Below are 17,627 nucleotides of genomic sequence, written 5' to 3'. Positions count from 1 at the left end.
TTTTCGTTTTCGTGAGCGAAAGAGCGCTGCGCTTGCAGCCCCGAGCGCTGAACTGGAGCCCGCGCCTTACATCGCCTCGCCGCCGCGAATGAGGCCGACGGCGATGCCTTCGATGACCAGCGGCTGGACGCGCGTGTCGACAACGATGGGCGCGTAGTCCGGATTTTCGGCGATCAGCTCGACGACGCTCCCGTGCTTGCGGTAACGCTTGACGGTCACATCGTCGTCGAGACGGGCCACGACGATCTGGCCGTTACGCGCCTCGGCGCAACGATGCACGGCCAGGAGGTCGCCTTCGAGGATGCCGGCGTGCAGCATCGACAGGCCACGCACACGCAGGAGGAAGTCGGCACGCGGCTTGAACAGGCTGGCGTCGAGCGCGTAACGCCCCTGCACGTTCTCGACCGCGAGGATGGGGCTGCCGGCGGCCACGCTGCCGATCAGCGGCAGGCCGAGTTGCTCGACGAGGCGAATGCCACGCGCCGAACCCGGTTCGAGAACGACGACGCCTTTCTTCGCCAAGGCTTTCAGATGCTCTTCGGCCGCATTGTGCGAAGAGAAGCCAAAAGCGGTCGCAATTTCCGCGCGCGTCGGCGGCGCGCCGAGCATCTCGACGTTACTGCGGATGAAATCGAGGATTTCCTGCTGCCTGGGCGTCAGCTTGACCATGTCACCTCCTGAACGACTGACTGTATTTTTATACAGTCAGTCGTATTTGGCAAGCCTTCAGACACTTACGGTTGCAGTGCGCGCAACGCTTCGAGATCGACGTCCTCCGCATAGTCCACGCCGTCCACCTCGAAACCGTTGAGTTCCATGAAGGCTCGCCGGAACCCAGCGTAATCGCCGAGCTCACGGAAGTTTTCAGGGGTCATGCTGGAGAGTATTTCGAGCACCTGCGCCTGGACATCGGGGCGCAATTCCCAATCGTCGATCCGCACCAGCCGCTCGGCATCGGTCTCCGGCAGGCCCGCCGCGAGTCGCTCGCCGAACAGCCGCTGCATCTGCTCGATCGGCCCCTCGTGCAGCCCCAGCGCCTTATGCACCCTGAACAAAGCCAGAAGATAGGGGGACAGGCCGGGGATGAAGACACTGGCCTTGGTCACCAGCGCCTTGCAGACGACGGCATAGGCAGAACCGCCGACCGTCTCGGAAAGGAAGTCATCCAGCGTGTCGGCGGTGGCATGGAGATGCCGCTTCGCCGCACCGAGCGTGCCGTGATGATAGATCGGATAATTGATCTCGCTGCCGATGTACGAGTACGACAAAGTCATTGCCCCCGCAGCCAGCAGCCCACGCCCGGCGAGAAAGCGAATCCACGCCTCCCAGTCCTCGCCGCCCATCACTTTTTCCGTGCAGAACCGCTCCTCCGCCGTGGCGGGTTCGACGGTCAGCGGCAACAGGGCTTCGCGCTCGAGATCGAGCATGAAGCCAGTATAGGGCGCATCCAGCGTCTTGATCGCCGAACGCCACAGTTCGCCCGTTTCCGGATTGGGTCGGGCCCCCGTGGCCAGGCTGTAGATCACGAGATCGACCTGCCCGCCGAATTCGTCTTCAATGTAGCGGGCCACCGCCTCGCGCAGATCAGCGGAAAAGGCATCGCCGACGAAGTTCTTGGCGATGCGTCCGGCGCTTTTGGCAGCCTCGTTGAACGCAATGTTGTTGTACCAGCCGGCGGTTCCAACGCCTTTGTCGTTCGCCCCGCGCTCGAAAGAGACGGCGATGGTATCGGCCTGCGCGTCGCCGAAGGCCAAGGCGATGCGCGACGCCAGGCCAAAGCCGGATGAACCGCCGAGGATGAGCACCTTTTTCGGTGCTGTGCCGGTACCGCCGCCGGGCGTGCGGCACCCCTCGACGTAGGCGATCTGCTGGCGCACCGCCGCGGCACAGCCGGCGGGGTGGGCACTGCGCGCAACGACCCCCTGAATGATTGGTTCGATAATCATGATGACTCCTTCTTTGTTACGCGTGCTTCGGTGGCATGACGGTCGCCACACCCTCGACGACGACCCGACCGTCCTGGTTGGTCGTCGTGGTCTTCAGGATCGCGACGTTTTTTTCCGGCCGCAGCTCGGTCACTTCAACCGAGGCCTTCACCGTGTCGCCGATGAAGACCGGCGCCTTGAAGCGGTTTTCCTGCGCAAGATAAATGGTCCCCTTGCCCGGAAGCTGCATGCCCAGGACCGACGAGGTCAGCGACGATACCAGCACGCCGTGTGCGACGCGACGGCCGAAGATGCTTTTTTGGGCCGCAAGTTCGTCAATATGAACTGGATTGATGTCCCCGGACACGCCAGAAAAAAGGATGACATCGGCTTCGGTGATGGTCTTTTCGAAACTTGCCGTCTGCCCGATCTGCAATTGCTCGATTGAAAATGACATGGTCTGCTCCATCAAGTTGAAAATCGATTTCCTTCCCGTTGGCGAGCCGTACCGGCGACCGCAACCCTGGCCGCGCGGCCATGACATCTGATTGCCGAGCAGACGCCTCCCCTCGAAACCTCGAGGCGGACCATCCCGCCGATTGGCGCTCAGGCCATTCGGTACGCAAACAGGACGGAAACGGTCGACGCGAAACGTTGTCGCGTCAGTGCGGAAGCGGTGCCGTGCGCTCCGGGCGCGCCCGTACGGGCGCGCCGGATTCAGGCAGACGCAAACGGAGGCGGCTTACTTGGCGATGCCGCCCGGATAACAGAGGCCGCCGGTGATCTCGAGCGTGGTGGCGTTGATCGCTTCGTTCTCGACGGCATGGCCGATCAGGCGGGCGATTTCCTCGGGTTCGACGAGGCGGCCGAGATGCACGTCGGCGAGGATGGCCTGGAGGGCATCCTGGTTCATGCCGGTGAGCATCGGGGTGGCGGTGTAGCCCGGGGCGATCGCGATGCAGCGCACGTTGCGGATGCCGCGCAGCATGAACTCACCAACCACGATCTTGGGCAGCAGCGCGTCGGCGACCTTGGCGGACGAGTAGTTGAGCTGGCCGACCTGGCCGACCTTGTTCACCGACGAGATGGCAACCAGCAGCCCCGGCCAGCCACCGTTGACCATCGCTTCGGCACCGTCGCGGATGGTCAGGAAGGTGCCAGTCAGGTTGGTGTCGATGACCGGCTGCCACTTGTCGAGGCCCATCTTGCGCGAAACCTTGCCGGTCTCCTTGTCGAGCGCGAGCATCGTGCCGTCGCGGATGATCCCGGCGCAGGAGACGACGATATTGACCTTGCCGAAAGCTTCCAAAGCCGCCTGATAGAAGCGCGCCGTGTCAGTCTCGCTGGTGACGTTGGCCTGCACGCCGATGACCTCACCGCCCGCGGCGGCGATTTCGCCGACGACGCGGTCGATGTTGCCCTGCGCCATGTCGACCACCACCACCTTGGCGCCCTGGCGGGCGAAATACTTGCTGACGGCCTCCCCGATACCATTACCGCCGCCAGTCACGACGGCAACGCAGCCTTTGATTTCCATAATTTTTCCTTTCGCGGAAAGAGATCAAACCGTTTTCGGGCAGGACGTGCTGTCCTTGTCCCAGTAAATGAAGTTGGGATGCGTCACGTCGGGCGGGACGATCTTCAGCTCGCCGAAACGCAGCGGGTGCGCGACGTCCGGGCCGACGAGGCGAACGCCCACCGGCGCCAGCGTGCGCACCAGCTTTTGCGCGCCCGCCAGCGCCGTTTCGGCATCGGCTCCGCCAAAAAGGCCGGCGCCCACCGTCGCCGTCTTGCCGCCGCGCAGGACGACGACGTCCCATGCCGCGGCGCGCGGCACCAGCGTGTATTCCAGGTCGTTGTAAATGAAAGCGCTCATGGCTGACTCCTTTCCCGCGCTCAGCGCGGCGCCTTGAGCACGGTGACGCAGTTGGTCACCGACGAGCCGCCGACGTTGTAGACGACGCCGATGTCGGCCTTCTTCGCGGCCACGCCGATCGGCTCGCCGATCAACTGCTTGTAGGCCAGCGCATGCATCGACGCACCGGTAGCGCCGACCGGGTGCCCCTTCGACTTAAGGCCGCCAGAAAGGTTGACCGGGCAGCGGTCGTCGCGCGTGAAACGCCCGTCGAGGAAATCGAAGCCGGCGCGCCCGTCGGCGGAAAGCCCCAGCGCCTCGGTCGACAGCAGCATGTTGATGGTGAAGCAATCGTGCACTTCGGCAAAATCGATGTCGGCGACGGTGATCCCGGCTTCGCTGAACGCCTTGGCGGCGGCGACCTTGCCGGCCATCAGCTCATGCATGTTGGGGCGCACGTTCTCGGCCAGGCGCTCGGCGGTATGGCCGATGCCGGCGATCTCGACGGCACGCTCGCGGCGGCTGACGTTGGCCGTCTGGGTGACGACCAGCGCCGCAGCGCCGTCGGTGACCAGCGAACAATCGTGCAGACGCAGCGGCGCCGCGATCATCACGTTCTTGCACTTGCCCTTTTCGTCGGGCTGCGACAGCGCGCGGATCTGTTCCAGCGTCTGCGGGCCGTTGCGCACGTGCGCGAGCGGATTCTCGGCGCCGTTCTTGTAGCACAGCGCGCCGGCCGTCCACAACATGTTCTCCAGCGCCTCGGCGCTCAGACCGTAGTGCTGCTGGTAGCCCTTGGCGTAGGCGGCGAAAAGCGCCGGGAAGGACCAGCCCTTCGAGCCTTCGCTTGGCCAGTGCGAAGAACAGGCGAGCACATGCGTCATCTGCGGCGTCGGCAGGAGGTTCATCTTCTCGACGCCGATCACCAGCACATTGCGATAACGGTTGGATTCGACGGCGTAGATGGCGTCGTAGAGCGCGACCGACGACGAGGCGCAGGCGCACTCGCAACGCGTCATCGGCTTGAAGCGCAGCGCCGCGTCGATCTCGGCGGCGAGCGGCGCGACGTGTTCCTGGTTGATGAAGGAACCGGGCGAGCAGGAACCGACATAAACCGCGTCGATGTCCTTGGCTTCGAGGCCGGCGTCGGCGATCGCACCGCGCCCGGCCTCGATCAGGAGGTCGTAGTAGCTGCGCGTGTCGGTGATAAGGCCGGTGGCCTTGTCCTTGGTCACGAATGCGCCGAAAGGGGTGTTGTAGGCGCCGATGATACTGGCTTTGGACATGGTGTTTCCTCCTGAGAAACGATGCGTAAAGGGGGGCCGGCCGCCGAGTGGCGGCCGGCGAAAGCAGGTCAGACGAGGCCGGTCGCGTAGTACATCGCGATGACGAAGAACACCGCGGCCGTCTTGATCACAGTGATCGCAAAGATGTCCTTGTACGACTGGCGGTGGGTGAGTCCGGTCACGGCCAGCAGGGTGATCACCGCGCCGTTGTGCGGCAGGGTGTCCATGCCGCCCGAGGCCATCGACGCCACGCGGTGGAAGACCTCGAGCGGAATGCCCGCGGCCTGCGCGTTGGCGATGAAGGTCTCGGCCATCGCGGCGAGCGCGATGCTCATGCCGCCCGAGGCCGAACCGGTGATGCCGGCGAGCGCGGTGACCGTCACCGCTTCATTGACCAGCGGATTGGGGATCGAACCGAGCGCCTGGGCAACGACGAGGAAGCCCGGCAGCGCCGCGATCACCGCGCCAAAGCCATATTCCGAGGCAGTGTTCATCGTCGCCAGAAGAGCGCCGGCGATGGCGTTCTTCGAGCCTTCGGCGAACTTCTGGATGACGATGCGGCCGGCAAAGACGAAAACGGTGGCGATGCCGACGAGCAGCGCACCTTCGACCGCCCAGATGGCCATGATCGCTTTGGTCTGTTGCACCACCGGCGCCACCTTGCCGATCACCGCCGGGGCAAAGGAGACGCTGTCGCCATAAAGCGAGGGGATGACCATGGTGAACACCTTGTTCATCACGCCAACCAGCACCAGCGGCAGAATGGCGATCACCGGATGCGCCAGTTGCTCGTTTTCGAACGGCGCCGGCTCGTTGATGAGGTCGGTGCCGTAGCCTTCCTGTGCGGCCAGCGCCTTGCGCCGGTTCCATTCCAGGTAGGCCAGGCCGACGATCAGGATGAACAGGCCGCCGAGCGTGCCGAGCACCGGCGCAGCGTAGATGTCGGTCTTGAAGAAGGTGGTCGGGATGATGTTCTGGATCTGCGGCGTGCCGGGGATCGAGTCCATCGTGAAGGTGAAGGCCCCGAGGGCGATGGTGCCCGGGATCAGGCGCTTCGGAATCCCGCCCTGACGGAACATCTCGGCTGCAAACGGATAGACCGCGAACACCACCACGAACAGCGAGACACCGCCGTAGGTCAGGATGCCGCACACCAGCACGATGGCCAGCATGGCGCGCGACGGGCCAATCAGCTTGATCACCGCAGCAACGATCGACTTCGAGAAGCCGGACAACTCGATCACTTTGCCAAACACGGCACCGAGCAGGAAGACCGGGAAATACAACTTCACGAAGACGACCATCTTGTCCATGAACAGGCCGGTAAACATCGGCGCAACCAGGGACGCATCGGTCAGCAGAACGGCGCCCATCGCGGCCACCGGGGCAAACAGGATGACGCTGTAACCCCGGTAAGCGACGAACATCAGGAAACACAGTGAAGCCAGGACGATCAGGAAACTCATGGTGTTAACCCTCTCTTATTCTGTCTAGCATCAGGCCGCGACGGCAGCCGTGGATTTGGCGCACTCGGCGGTTTCGAGTGCAGGGCGGACACCGCTGACGATCTCTTCGCGGATGACCATCGGGGCATCGGCGAAGATGCGGGCATCCATGAGCTTCAGTTCCGGGCTGATCGCCGGGACAAAATCCATGTGCGCCAGAACGTCGCGCTCGAGGTCGACACCGGGGGCAATCTCGATCAGTTCCAATCCGCCTTCAACGAGGCGGAAAACGCAGCGTTCAGTGATGTAGAGCACATCCTGGCCGCGCTTGTTGGCGTAATCGCCACTGAAGGTGCGGTGCTCGACCTCGGCGACGAACTTCTTGGTCTCGCCTTCGCGGGCGATCTTCAGCGCGCCGTTCTCGACCGACACGTCGAGCTTGCCGGCGGTGAAGGTGCCGAGGAAGACCACTTTCTTCGCGTTCTGGCTGATGTTGATGAAGCCGCCGGCCCCCGCGAGGCGCGGACCGAACTTGCTCACGTTGAGGTTGCCGTGGGTGTCGGCCTGCGCCAGCCCAAGGAACGCAAGGTCGAGGCCGCCGCCGTCATAGAAATCGAACTGGTAAGGCTGGTCGATGATCGCCTCGGCGTTGGTCGCTGCGCCGAACGACAGGCCGCCTGCCGGAACGCCCCCAACCACGCCGGGCTCGGCGGTGAGCGTCATCAGGTCGATGATGCCCTCTTCCGTTGCCACGCTGGCCACGCCCTCGGGCATGCCGATGCCGAGATTGACGACGCTGTTGGTCGACAACTCCATCGCCGCGCGACGGGCGATGATCTTGCGCTCGGAAAGCTCCATCGGCGGAATCGAAGACATCGGCACCCGCAACTCGCCGGAAAACGCCGGGTTGTAGGCATCGACGAAGGTCTGCATGTGGTAGTCCGCCTTCTCGGCGACCACGATGTGATCGACCAGAATGCCCGGGATCTTGACTTGGCGTGGATTGAGCGTGCCGCGTTCGGCGATGCGTTCGACCTGGACGATGACGATGCCGCCCGAATTGTGCGCTGCCATCGCAATGGCCATTGCCTCCAGCGTCAAAGCCTCCTTCTCCATCGTCACATTGCCATCCGGATCGGCGGTGGTGCCGCGGATGATGCCGACGTTGAGCGGGAACGTCCGGTAGAAAAGATAATCTTCACCGTCAATCTCTTTGAGTTCGACGAGGTCGCGCCGGGTCACCGTATTGATCTTGCCGCCGCCGAAACGCGGATCGACGAAGGTGCCGAGGCCGACGCGGGTGAGCAGGCCGGGCTTGCCGGCGGCGATGTCGCGGAAGAGGTGCGAGATCACCCCCTGCGGCAGGTTGTACGCGGCAATCTTGTCGTTGACCGCCAGCGCTTGCAGCTTGGGCGCCAGACCCCAGTGACCGCCGATCACGCAGGACACGAGCCCTTCGTGTCCGAGGTGGTTGAGGCCGCGCTCTTTGCCGTCGCCCTGCCCGGCCGCGTAGGCCAAGGTCAGGTTGCGCGGGTTACCGGCCGGGGACTCGGGATCCTCGCCAAGAAAACGTTTTTCGATGGCGACCGCAATGTTCTCGGCAAAGCCGATGCCGACAAACCCGCCCGTGGCGACGGTATCACCGTCGCGAATCAGGCGAGCGGCTTCGGCCGCGCTGATGATCTTGCTGCGCTTGCCGGAGGCTGGCGTAGCGGCTGAAGGTTGCTGCATTTGACTCTCCTCTGACGTGGCACGGCGCGACGACGCCTCCCGGATCAAACAGGAAACGGCGACACGCAGACCTTGGGTGCAAAACAGGACAGCAACGAAAAAGGGAAGGCCGCGGGCAAGCCGCACGCGAGGAGGCCATGCGGCCGTCCAGAATCGATCCGGACGCAGTGCGCGAGCAGCATTGCGCATGCCCCGCCGTCGCAGGTCGATTTAGGGTCGGATAAGGACACGGCCTGATGCTGCCTTGGACGCCCTTTCCGAAAAAAGCACCTCTGAAGCAAACCCTTCCTCCGTTACCGATGAAGCGCAGCGGCTCTGACGGCCAGCTTAGCGCCCACCTTCAAAGCAGAGGGCATGCCAGAAAAAACAGCAACTTGTTTTATATGAATAAAATGTAAAAAACAGCCGAAAAACGAGACGATGACAGTAGGTTGGGTCTCATTATTGAGACAGCACACGCTTACCCGCCAGCTTTGCCTCGTCCGTAAGCGGGAGATCGACAACAAATCGCGTCAAACCGGGGAAAACGCGCCACGTCTCAAAAACGAGACAAATCTCAATGCTGGGATTTGATTCCGTGCGCCTGCAGCTTACGGTAAAACGTGGCGCGCGCCAGACCGAGCCGCTGCGCCGCCCGTTCAGCCTGCCCGGAACAAGCCGCCAAGGCTTCGAGCAGCAGGGTCCGTTCAAAGGCGGCCATCGCTTCGGCATGCCCAAGCCCCCTGGCAAGTACCGCAACGGAGCCTTCCGAATTCCGGTCGAGCGGAGTGGCGACCGGATCTGATGGCGGCAACTCCGGGGACGCCGAATCGGACGGGAGTACGCCGTCAAAATCGGCGGCCGACAGCTGCTGAGTATCGGAGAGCATGGCCACTTTTTCCAGCATGTTCTGCAACTCGCGGACGTTGCCCCGCCAGTCGCAACGCTGCAAACGCGCCAGCGCATCGGGCAACAGTTCGCGGTGCGGCAGGCCGGTGCGCTGCTCGATCTGCTCGAAGATGCTCTCGCACAGGGCGGCGAGGTCAGTGAGGCGCTCGCGCAGCGGCGGGACGGTCAAGGACAGGACGTTGAGCCGGTAGTAGAGGTCCGGCCTGAACTTCGATGCGGCGACGAGCGCCGGCAGATCGACGCTGGTGGCGGCGATGATGCGCACATCGACCTTGACCACCCGGTTCGAACCGACCGGCTCGAACTCCCGCTCCTGCAACACGCGCAGCAGCTTGGACTGGAGCTGCAAGGGCATGTCGCCGATCTCGTCGAGGAACAGGGTGCCGCCATCGGCCAAGAGGAACTTCCCCTCGCGACCGCGTCGATCGGCCCCGGTGTAAGCCCCCGGGGCAGCGCCGAAGAACTCGGTTTCAAGCAGGTTTTCGGGAATCGCTGCGACGTTGACGCCGACAAAAGGCTTGTCGCCGCGCGCCGAAGCGGCATGGATGGCGTGCGCCAAGAGCTCTTTCCCGGTCCCGGTCTCGCCCAGCAGGAGCACCGTGGCGTCAAGCTGCGCCGCGCGCCGCGCCCGGCGCTTGACCTCCATGCACGGCGGACTCGAGCCGATGAAATTGGAGAAGGTGTATTTCGCGCGCCTTGCTTCGGCTAGGCGCTTCTGGGCTTGCGCGATTTCACGCTGCATAGCCTCGAAACGGGCGAACAGCGGCTTGAGCGATTGCACCTGATCGAAGAGTGCAAAACCGGCGGCACCGATCACCTGTCCCGCCTCATCCTTGATCGGGATGCGGGTAACGACGAAGGTCGCGCTGGGCGTTTCCATGAGGTCGAGCAGGATCGGCTGTCCGGTCCGCACGACCTGGCGCATCAAGCTGCCCGGAATGACCTCCTCGACCGCCTTGCCGATCGCTTCGGCCGCCGAATTCGCCCCCAGGCGCTTGGCGTAGCGTTCGTTGATCCAGACGATGCGCGCCTCCAGATCGACAACCACCGTGCCTTCGCACAACGTATCCAGGCTGTCGAACAAGGATTGCATCGCGAGCCGGCGGATCTGCGTGTAATCACGCAGGGCATCGGCCAGCGGAAGTTCGGACAGGCTGATCTGCGGCATGGTTGCGTTCCGATCGGGAAGGAGGCGTGGCGCAGCCGGCGGCACGGTTCGCGCAGGGCGCAAGCTTAGTCGGCCGTATCCTCGAAAACGCCGAGTTCGCGGTTTTTGCGCACCCGGTCCCAAGGACGGCAACGGCCGTTCATCACGATATAGACGCCCGGCGCGGTCAGTTGCGCGGCGAGGAAGGCGCCGCCGAGGTTGAACAGTGCATCGCTGCCCGAGACTGAGTACGGCACCATCGCTCCGGTCAACACGATGTGCTTGCCGGTCAGCGCCGCGTCGCCGGAGGCGAAGGCGCGGCCGAGCACGGCCGCCGTTTCGCTCATCGTGTCGGTCCCGTGGGTGATGACGATGTAGTTTTCCGGCGCGCGCCGACAAGCGGCGAGGACGCGCTGGCGGTTATCGTCCTGCATGTCGAGGCTGTCGACGAGCTGGTTGATCTCCAGCTCGACGCCCAGCGTGCTGCGCACCTGTTCGATGATCTCGGGCAGATGGCTGTCCTTGAAGGTCAGCTGGCCGCGGATCGCGTCGTATTGTTTGTCGAAGGTGCCGCCGGTGATGATGATGCGCAGTGCCATTGCCGCCCAAGCCTCGTGTAAAAGTCGTTCAACAGATCGTCCCGCCGGTCTGTTTGAGGTCTTCGGCACGCGTCAGCGCGGCGGCGATCGCCGCCTCCAGGCCGCGCACCACGGTTTCCACCGCCATGCTCGGCTGGCCGCCCAATCGGGCCGCCTGTTCGGGCAGGTAGGGAATATGGATGAAACCGCCGCGGGTGCTGCTGCCCGACTGCGCCAGATGGTGCATCAACCCGTAGAAGAGGTGATTGCAGACGAAGGTGCCGGCGCTGTTGGAGACCGCGGCGGGCACCCCGGCCTGGCGCATCGCCTCGACCATGGCCTTGATCGGCAGGGTGCTCCAGTATGCCACAGGCGCCCCGGCGACGATGGGCTCGTCGATGGGCTGGAAACCGCCGTTATCCGGAATGCGGAAATCGTCGACGTTGATTGCCACGCGTTCAGGGTTGATCTCCAGGCGCCCGCCGGCCTGGCCGACGGCGATCACCAACACCGGATCGGTGGCGCACAGGTGATCGAGCAGGGTTTCGATCGCGGCCTGGCGAACCACCGGCAAAGCGCGCGTCGCCACCTGACAGCCGCCGATCTCTCGCCCTTCAAGCAGCTTCACCGCCTCCAGCGCGGGGTTGATCGACTCGCCGCCGAAGGGTTCGAAACCGGTCACCAGCACCTTGCGCATCGATTGTCTCCTTTGTCCACATTCCGGCGCGGATGCGCACGGCAAACAAGGGGATGCGGGCCAAGCCCCTCCCCTTTCGCTGACTCAAATTCAGGTCAGGAGTTGCGGGATCGTCACCATCTCGAACCCGGCCGCCTGCAAGCCGGCGCGGATTGCACGCGCGGTGGCCACGGCGTCGGGGCCGTCACCATGCACGCAGATGCTCTGCGGTTTGACCGGGAGGCGTTTGCCGTTGATCGAGATCAGCGCCTGCTCCTCGATCATGCGCATGACGTGCGCCAGGCTTGCTTCAGCGCCGTGGATCATGGCGCCCGGCTGACTGCGCGGCACGAGGTTGCCATCGTCGAGGTAGGCACGGTCGGCGAAGATTTCCTCGACCACCGGGAGACCCTGCTCACGTCCGGCGTAGATGAGCTGCGATGCCGCCGGCGCGAGCAGAATCAGGCCCGGATCAAGGCGATGCACGGCGCGCGCGATGGCGTCGGCGATCTTGCGATCGGCACAGGCGAGGTTGGACAAGGCGCCGTGCGGTTTGACATGCGTGACACGCAGACCCTGGGTACGGGCACAAGCGTCGAGCGCACCGATCTGGTAGATCAGCATCGCCTCGAGTTCGGGCAGCGGGATGTCCATGCGCCGCCGGCCGAACCCCTGCAGGTCTGGATAGCCCGGATGCGCGCCGATGCTGACACCGTGTTTGAGCGCCAGGGCGGCGGTTGAGGTCATCACCAGCGGATCGCCGGCATGGTAGCCGCACGCGACGTTGGCCGAGCCGACGATGCCGAGCATCTCGGCATCGCTGCCCATGCTCCAGGGGCCGAAACTTTCGCCGAGATCGGCGTTGAGGTTGAGGAGGCGGTTCATGCGGACTTCTCCGTCGTCAGGGTTGCGATGGTGTTGCCTGCGTCGCTTTCGTCGTCATCGGTCCAGACCGACGACAAGTCGTTGTAAAGGGCCTGAGGATTGGGCAGGCCGAAGGCGATCCCGGCCACCCACGCCGCCCATTGTGCCTCGCGCTCGGCCAGCGCCAGACGCGCGTCGGCCAGGTCCACGGCAGCAAAGCGTACCCGTTGCCCGGGTTGCCATTGCGCCAGTCGGTACAGGTCGGCGCTGATCACGGTGGCAAGCTTGGGATAGCCGCCGACGGTCTGGCAGTCGGCAAGCAGGATAATCGGCTGGCCGTTGCCCGGCACCTGCACCGTCCCCGGCGTAACGCCATCGGAGACGATGTCGGCCGCCGCCTTGGAGATGTGCTCAAGCGGCGTGCCTTCGAGGCGCACGCCCATGCGGTCCTGGTTCGGAGTCACCACGAATTCTTCGGCGAGGAAACGCGCCACCGACGCCGGTGTGAAATGCTCGGCTTGCGGCCCGAGCATCACCCGCACCGGGGTATCGGGATAGCGCCAGGGCTGGCCGTGGAATTCACGATGCGCATGGTGCGTCTCGCTGGCGCAGGGCAGCAGGTGGCCGGCGCTCAGGAGCTCGCCGTCGATGCCGCCAATCCGCGCCCGCGGGTAGGTCGAGCGGCTGCCCAGCTGACTCGGCACGCAGATCCCGCCGGTGATGGCCAGATAGGCGGTTCCGGCCGCGAGGTAGCCGACTTCGATCACGTCGCCCGGAAACAGCGTCAGGCTGCTCCAGGCCGACAACGCCTGGACGCTGCCGCTGCCGCGTCGGACCTGCGCATCGAGTTCGCCGGCGAGCGCAACACGCACCCGGCCGTGGCGGACGATCAGCGTCGGCCCCACCGCACGCACTTCGAGGCAAGCGCAGTCGGGCGCATTGCCGACGAGGGCGTTGGCGCACCGGGCGAGGACGGGATCGAGTGCTCCAGAAACAGCGATCCCCATGTGGCGCACGCCAAACCGGCCGAGGTCCTGGATGCTGTTGGCGATGCCGCCGTCGAGTACTTCAAGCAGACCGGACATCCGCCGCCTCCTTTCCACCGTCGTCCTCAGCGCACAGGAAGCGTTCGCGCGCCAGCGTTCCGGCCGCCGACGCGGCCTCGAGCATGTCGAATTCGGCGCGGGTGATCGCCTGCCAGCGCACCCGGTCGCCGGCGGCGAGCAGCGCCGGGGCCGCACGCTCCTGCGCCGAGAAGAACGGCAGCGGCGTGCGTCCGAGCAGGCGCCAGCCGCCCGGACTCTCCCACGGATAGACCGCACACATGGCCCCGGCGATGGCCAGAGAGCGCGCCGGAACGGCTTTGCGCGGCGAAGAGAGGCGAGGCATCTCGAGCGCTGCCGGCAGCCCGCCCATGTAGGGGAAGCCGGGCATGAAGCCGATCATGTACACCTGGAACGTCGCGCCGCACAGCACCTCGATCACCTGCTCGCGCGTCATCGCCTTGGCGGTGGCAAGGTCGTCAAGGTCGGGCGCCAGGTCGGTGTCGAAGCAGACGGGAATCCGCCACGCCCGCCCGGCACTCGTCGCCGTATCGGCGTCAGCGGCCAGCGCCAGCAGGGCTTCGCCGAGGTCTGCCCCGTCGACGCGTAAGGGATCGTAATGCACGGTCAGCGAGCGGAACGTTGGCACCACATCGACGATCGCCGCCAGCGGCGTGGCCGCTGCCTCGGCCCGCCGCGCGGCGAGCGCGACGGCCAGCCCCTGCACGCGTGCGTACAGGGCCGGGTCGATGCGATCGCCGTATTCAACGGTCCAGGCGGTGTCGCCCAGAGCAAGCAGCCGGGGCGACTCGCCGTGGGCTGTTTCAACGGAATTCATGCGCGCTCCGTCACTTCCACAAGGCCGCCATGCCCTGCAGCGAAACGGCGCCGGCGTAGGCGGCCACCGCAGCGGCAAGGATGCCGAAGACCATCAGCCAGGTCGGATGCTCGTAGTCGCCGACGATCTTCTTGTTGCGCGCGGCGAGCAGCATCGCCCCCAACGTCACTGGAAGGATCAGGCCATTGAGCGCGCCGACCAGGACCAGCACGGCAACCGGCCGACCGATGAGGACGAAGACCAGCGTCGACACGGCGATGAAGCCCATGATGACGTACGAGTTGTTGCGGTCGACCGTCTTGGACATCGAACGCAGGAAGGAGACGCTGGTGTAGGCCGCGCCAACGACCGAGGTGATCGCCGCCGCCCAGAGGACGATGCCGAAAAACTTGTAGCCGACGTTACCGGCCGCATGCTGGAAGACCGATGCCGGCGGGTTACCGGCCGCAAGCTTGACGCCGGCGCTGACCACGCCCAGCGCGGCGAGGAAGAGGATGACGCGCATCACGCCGGTGACGAGAATGCCGGTCACCGCGCTCTTGTTCACTTCCTTGAGGTTCTCGTGCCCGACGATGCCGGCGTCGAGCAGGCGGTGCCCGCCTGCGAAGGTGATGTAGCCGCCCACCGTACCGCCAACCAGGGTGATCATCGGCAGCATCAGGATGCCATAGTCGTCGGGAAGGACGGATTTGACGATCGCTTCGCCCACCGGCGGGTTCGAGGCGAACATGACGTAGGTGGTCAGCACGATCATCAGCAGGCCGAGCGCCTTGGCCACCATGTCCATCGCTGCACCGGCCTCCTTGGAGGCAAAAATGGCAATGGCGATGATGCAGGAAATGACCGCTCCGGTTTCAACGCTGGTGCCGAAGAGCACGTTCAGCGCCAGCCCGCAACCGGCCACGTTGCCGATGTTGAAGGCCAGCCCGCCTGCGACGATCAGCAAGGCAATGAAATGACCGAGGCCCGGCAGGACAGCGTTGGCTACGTCCTGACCGCGCATGCGGCTCATGGTGATGACGCGCCAGACGTTCATTTGTGCGCCGATGTCGATGACGATCGAAGCGAGGATTGCGAATGCGAAATTGGCGGCGAACTTCTCGGTAAACACCGCCGTCTGTGTCAGGAATCCCGGACCGATGGCCGACGTGGCCATGATGAATGCCGCCCCCAGCAGCACCGACCACTTGCTCGTCGCGCTGCGCTTGCCCATTACCGCTTCCGCCATGATGCCTCCCTGTAGGTGTGTGATGCCTGAAGAAAGCCGCCTGAACTTCGACGTGTTCTAAGGGTTTGGAGCGATTTCGCCCCTGTGCAGCCCATGCGCTCCGGTGGATATCGCCGCACCAAATGGTGCACTGTGCGCATGAAATAGTGATAAATTGGAACGACCAAAAGCTAATAAAACGTCCTTAAAATGTCAACAAATAATCGTCATAAAATGGTCAAACCGAACGCGACCGCTCTCGAAACCATGCCCGACGCTGCACGCCCCCCATCCCCACGGCATCGGGTCGTCTCCTCGGCCCACCTCGTCTCCAAGAAATCCCCCGAACTCTCGGAATTCGAATTCGGGCTGATCGTCGCCACCCACGCTTTTCAGCGCTGGATGATGCGCTGCATGAGTGCCGCCGGCGCCAAGGACATGACCGCGGTCGACGTGATGGTGCTGCACCACATCAACCACCGCGGCAGCGAAAAACGTCTGGCCGACATCTGCTTCGTGCTCAACATCGAAGACACGCACGTGGTTTCGTATTCGGTGAAGAAGCTCCTCGGCATGGGGCTTTTGACCAGCACCAAACGCGGCAAGGAAGTTTTTCTCGCCACATCGGAGGCTGGCGTGGCGCTCTGCGAGCGCTACCGGCAAGTGCGCGAAGAATGTCTGCTCGCGGGCTTTTCCGGCGAGGATGGGGAAAACGCAGAGCTGGGGGAGATTGCCCGCCGCTTGCGGGCACTCACCGGACGTTACGACCAAGCCGCGCGGGCCGCGAATTCGTTTTGACCGGATAAGGCGTTCCTTCCGAGCGCGTTCCCGCCCAGTTGGTCGGGAACGCAGCTCAGTTCAAGCGCGGATCACTTACGCTCGCGTGCTGCCAACGCGGTATCCGGGAAGTCGCTGAACAGCCCGTCGACCCCGAGTTCGTAGAACACCGCGTACTCGACCTTGGGATCGCCCTTGTAGTCGGAGACGAGCAGTTCCTTCTCGTTGCGGAAGGTGAAAGCGTGCACGAACAGCCCCGCGGCGTGGGCGTTCTTGACCACCTCCGTCGGCGCCAGCAGGACGCGGTCGGCATCGGTGATCTTACCGTCGCCATTGAGGTCCTGCGGCTTGCCGTCGCTCCCCAACACCTGCTTGGCACTGCGCAAGTAGGGCTTCCACGGACCAATCCCGTCGGCATAGGTTTTGATCTCGGCCAGCCCCTTGGGCGTCAGCAGATCCGGGAAGGTGCGCGGATCCTTGCGCACGGCAAAGTCGTAGGGCTTGTCAAAGGGCGCGACCAGGGTCACCTTGCCTTGCGCGTCGACGCCGTCGCCGTCGATCAACTGCACGAGGCGCACGCCGGTCTGCTGGCGCAAATCTTTGAGGTTTTGCACTTCGAAGGACTGGATGATGACCGGCGAGTTTTTCTTGGTGTAGCCGTACTCGGCGAGAATCTTGAGCAGGCGCGGCTCGATCGGCAGGCCGGCAGCGACGTGGTAGGTCGGGTGCTTGGTCTCGGGATAGACGCCGATCGTGCGCCCGGTGCGCGCCGATTCGCTCTTCGCGAGTTCGAGAATCTCGCGGAAGGTCGGCACCGGGAACTGCTTGTTGAACGACTGATCGCGCACCGGGTTGGCCTGCTTGGCATACAGCGTGCGCAACTCGGCGAGCGTGAAGTCGGTGACGAACCAGCCCGTCTCGGCGACGCCGTCGACCATGCGCGTCTTTTTGCGGCTGGCGAACTCGGGCCGCGTCGAGACATCGGTGGTGGCGGTGATGTTCGGCTCGTGGCGGGCGACGAGTTCGCCGTCCTTGGTCACCACGAGGTCGGGCTCGATGAAATCGGCGCCCATCTCGATCGCCTTCCGGTACGAGGCCAGCGTGTGTTCGGGCAAGTAGCCGCTGGCGCCGCGATGCCCGATGACGAGCGGCTTGGCGCCGTCGAGCGTTGGATAGGCGGACTGACGTTCGGGTCCGGTGTTGGCACAGGCGGCAAGCAAGACTGCGGCGACCAGCGCCGCGGCGGCGCTGTAGTTTCGATGCGTCATTTCTGCTCCTCCTCGATCAACCTGCGATGTTGTGGATGGCCTTGAAACGCAAAACGCGCAAACGCGCGGATGCGCATGGCCGCCCCATCATACGCCGAA

General features: G+C 64.3%; 17 protein-coding genes. 1 reads left to right on the top strand and 16 read right to left on the bottom strand.

Features of this window, described 5'->3' with window-relative positions; translation table 11 throughout:
- Positions 1–66: 66 nt before the first annotated feature.
- The 15 genes from lexA to QMB55_RS10385 form a co-directional block, all read right to left on the bottom strand.
- Positions 67–669, bottom strand: coding sequence for a transcriptional repressor LexA (gene lexA / locus QMB55_RS10455; protein WP_497588646.1), 603 nt, complete (start codon positions 667–669; stop codon positions 67–69).
- Between the two features lie 65 nt (positions 670–734).
- Positions 735–1,946: an enoyl-ACP reductase FabV gene (gene fabV / locus QMB55_RS10450; protein ID WP_497588645.1), complete on the bottom strand. Its 1,212-nt coding sequence runs from the start codon at positions 1,944–1,946 to the stop codon at positions 735–737.
- Between the two features lie 16 nt (positions 1,947–1,962).
- Positions 1,963–2,382, bottom strand: a complete 420-nt coding sequence (locus QMB55_RS10445) for a MaoC family dehydratase (RefSeq protein WP_497588644.1) — start codon at positions 2,380–2,382, stop codon at positions 1,963–1,965.
- 285 nt (positions 2,383–2,667) lie between these two features.
- The gene (locus QMB55_RS10440) at positions 2,668–3,462 is read right to left on the bottom strand and encodes an SDR family NAD(P)-dependent oxidoreductase (protein ID WP_497588643.1); all 795 of its coding nucleotides are present in this window, start codon (positions 3,460–3,462) and stop codon (positions 2,668–2,670) included.
- A gap of 24 nt (positions 3,463–3,486) precedes the next feature.
- Positions 3,487–3,801, bottom strand: coding sequence for a hypothetical protein (locus tag QMB55_RS10435; protein ID WP_497588642.1), 315 nt, complete (start codon positions 3,799–3,801; stop codon positions 3,487–3,489).
- A 20-nt stretch (positions 3,802–3,821) separates the two neighbouring features.
- The gene (locus QMB55_RS10430) at positions 3,822–5,066 is read right to left on the bottom strand and encodes a thiolase C-terminal domain-containing protein (RefSeq protein WP_497588641.1); all 1,245 of its coding nucleotides are present in this window, start codon (positions 5,064–5,066) and stop codon (positions 3,822–3,824) included.
- A gap of 68 nt (positions 5,067–5,134) precedes the next feature.
- Entirely contained in the window at positions 5,135–6,532 is a 1,398-nt protein-coding gene (locus QMB55_RS10425; protein WP_497588640.1) for a GntP family permease, read from the bottom strand.
- A 30-nt stretch (positions 6,533–6,562) separates the two neighbouring features.
- A complete protein-coding gene (locus tag QMB55_RS10420) occupies positions 6,563–8,242 on the bottom strand; it encodes an acyl CoA:acetate/3-ketoacid CoA transferase (protein WP_497588639.1) in 1,680 nt (559 codons plus the stop codon).
- 556 nt (positions 8,243–8,798) lie between these two features.
- Positions 8,799–10,298 (bottom strand): sigma-54 interaction domain-containing protein, encoded by a 1,500-nt coding sequence (locus QMB55_RS10415; RefSeq protein ID WP_497588638.1) that lies wholly within the window; start codon positions 10,296–10,298, stop codon positions 8,799–8,801.
- A 65-nt stretch (positions 10,299–10,363) separates the two neighbouring features.
- Positions 10,364–10,876: an asparaginase domain-containing protein gene (locus QMB55_RS10410; RefSeq protein ID WP_497588637.1), complete on the bottom strand. Its 513-nt coding sequence runs from the start codon at positions 10,874–10,876 to the stop codon at positions 10,364–10,366.
- Between the two features lie 28 nt (positions 10,877–10,904).
- On the bottom strand, positions 10,905–11,552 hold the full coding sequence (pcp, locus tag QMB55_RS10405) for a pyroglutamyl-peptidase I (protein ID WP_497588636.1): 648 nt from the start codon (positions 11,550–11,552) through the stop codon (positions 10,905–10,907).
- A gap of 90 nt (positions 11,553–11,642) precedes the next feature.
- Entirely contained in the window at positions 11,643–12,416 is a 774-nt protein-coding gene (locus QMB55_RS10400; protein ID WP_497588635.1) for a LamB/YcsF family protein, read from the bottom strand.
- On the bottom strand, positions 12,413–13,480 hold the full coding sequence (locus tag QMB55_RS10395; RefSeq protein WP_497588634.1) for a 5-oxoprolinase subunit C family protein: 1,068 nt from the start codon (positions 13,478–13,480) through the stop codon (positions 12,413–12,415). Before QMB55_RS10395 ends, QMB55_RS10400 begins: the two co-directional genes overlap by 4 nt.
- Positions 13,464–14,276 carry a 5-oxoprolinase subunit PxpB gene (pxpB, locus tag QMB55_RS10390; RefSeq protein WP_497588633.1) on the bottom strand — a complete coding sequence of 271 codons (813 nt, stop codon included), beginning with the start codon at positions 14,274–14,276 and terminating at the stop codon, positions 13,464–13,466. Before pxpB ends, QMB55_RS10395 begins: the two co-directional genes overlap by 17 nt.
- 10 nt (positions 14,277–14,286) lie before the next feature.
- The gene (locus tag QMB55_RS10385) at positions 14,287–15,504 is read right to left on the bottom strand and encodes an NRAMP family divalent metal transporter (protein WP_497588632.1); all 1,218 of its coding nucleotides are present in this window, start codon (positions 15,502–15,504) and stop codon (positions 14,287–14,289) included.
- A 246-nt stretch (positions 15,505–15,750) separates the two neighbouring features.
- Here QMB55_RS10385 and QMB55_RS10380 point away from each other — a divergent pair, with 246 nt between their 5' ends.
- Positions 15,751–16,281 carry a winged helix DNA-binding protein gene (locus QMB55_RS10380; protein ID WP_497588631.1) on the top strand — a complete coding sequence of 177 codons (531 nt, stop codon included), beginning with the start codon at positions 15,751–15,753 and terminating at the stop codon, positions 16,279–16,281.
- A gap of 71 nt (positions 16,282–16,352) precedes the next feature.
- On the opposite strand, the gene QMB55_RS10375 is transcribed toward QMB55_RS10380, so the two are convergent.
- Positions 16,353–17,528: a glycerophosphodiester phosphodiesterase gene (locus tag QMB55_RS10375; protein ID WP_497588630.1), complete on the bottom strand. Its 1,176-nt coding sequence runs from the start codon at positions 17,526–17,528 to the stop codon at positions 16,353–16,355.
- Positions 17,529–17,627 lie beyond the last annotated feature (99 nt).

The sequence above is a fragment of the Propionivibrio sp. genome (assembly GCF_041441355.1).
Taxonomy (GTDB): domain Bacteria; phylum Pseudomonadota; class Gammaproteobacteria; order Burkholderiales; family Rhodocyclaceae; genus Propionivibrio.
Note: the sequence above shows the minus strand (reverse complement) of the source record. Positions and strands in the feature narration are given on the sequence as shown.

What these genes read in the sequence shown, in the direction of transcription:
- lexA (WP_497588646.1), bottom strand. Translation starts at nt 669, where the DNA reads ATGGTCAAGCTGACGCCCAGGCAGCAGGAAATCCTCGATTTCATCCGC.
- fabV (WP_497588645.1), bottom strand. Translation starts at nt 1,946, where the DNA reads ATGATTATCGAACCAATCATTCAGGGGGTCGTTGCGCGCAGTGCCCAC.
- QMB55_RS10445 (WP_497588644.1), bottom strand. Translation starts at nt 2,382, where the DNA reads ATGTCATTTTCAATCGAGCAATTGCAGATCGGGCAGACGGCAAGTTTC.
- QMB55_RS10440 (WP_497588643.1), bottom strand. Translation starts at nt 3,462, where the DNA reads ATGGAAATCAAAGGCTGCGTTGCCGTCGTGACTGGCGGCGGTAATGGT.
- QMB55_RS10435 (WP_497588642.1), bottom strand. Translation starts at nt 3,801, where the DNA reads ATGAGCGCTTTCATTTACAACGACCTGGAATACACGCTGGTGCCGCGC.
- QMB55_RS10430 (WP_497588641.1), bottom strand. Translation starts at nt 5,066, where the DNA reads ATGTCCAAAGCCAGTATCATCGGCGCCTACAACACCCCTTTCGGCGCA.
- QMB55_RS10425 (WP_497588640.1), bottom strand. Translation starts at nt 6,532, where the DNA reads ATGAGTTTCCTGATCGTCCTGGCTTCACTGTGTTTCCTGATGTTCGTC.
- QMB55_RS10420 (WP_497588639.1), bottom strand. Translation starts at nt 8,242, where the DNA reads ATGCAGCAACCTTCAGCCGCTACGCCAGCCTCCGGCAAGCGCAGCAAG.
- QMB55_RS10415 (WP_497588638.1), bottom strand. Translation starts at nt 10,298, where the DNA reads ATGCCGCAGATCAGCCTGTCCGAACTTCCGCTGGCCGATGCCCTGCGT.
- QMB55_RS10410 (WP_497588637.1), bottom strand. Translation starts at nt 10,876, where the DNA reads ATGGCACTGCGCATCATCATCACCGGCGGCACCTTCGACAAACAATAC.
- pcp (WP_497588636.1), bottom strand. Translation starts at nt 11,552, where the DNA reads ATGCGCAAGGTGCTGGTGACCGGTTTCGAACCCTTCGGCGGCGAGTCG.
- QMB55_RS10400 (WP_497588635.1), bottom strand. Translation starts at nt 12,416, where the DNA reads ATGAACCGCCTCCTCAACCTCAACGCCGATCTCGGCGAAAGTTTCGGC.
- QMB55_RS10395 (WP_497588634.1), bottom strand. Translation starts at nt 13,480, where the DNA reads ATGTCCGGTCTGCTTGAAGTACTCGACGGCGGCATCGCCAACAGCATC.
- pxpB (WP_497588633.1), bottom strand. Translation starts at nt 14,276, where the DNA reads ATGAATTCCGTTGAAACAGCCCACGGCGAGTCGCCCCGGCTGCTTGCT.
- QMB55_RS10385 (WP_497588632.1), bottom strand. Translation starts at nt 15,504, where the DNA reads ATGGCGGAAGCGGTAATGGGCAAGCGCAGCGCGACGAGCAAGTGGTCG.
- QMB55_RS10380 (WP_497588631.1), top strand. Translation starts at nt 15,751, where the DNA reads ATGCCCGACGCTGCACGCCCCCCATCCCCACGGCATCGGGTCGTCTCC.
- QMB55_RS10375 (WP_497588630.1), bottom strand. Translation starts at nt 17,528, where the DNA reads ATGACGCATCGAAACTACAGCGCCGCCGCGGCGCTGGTCGCCGCAGTC.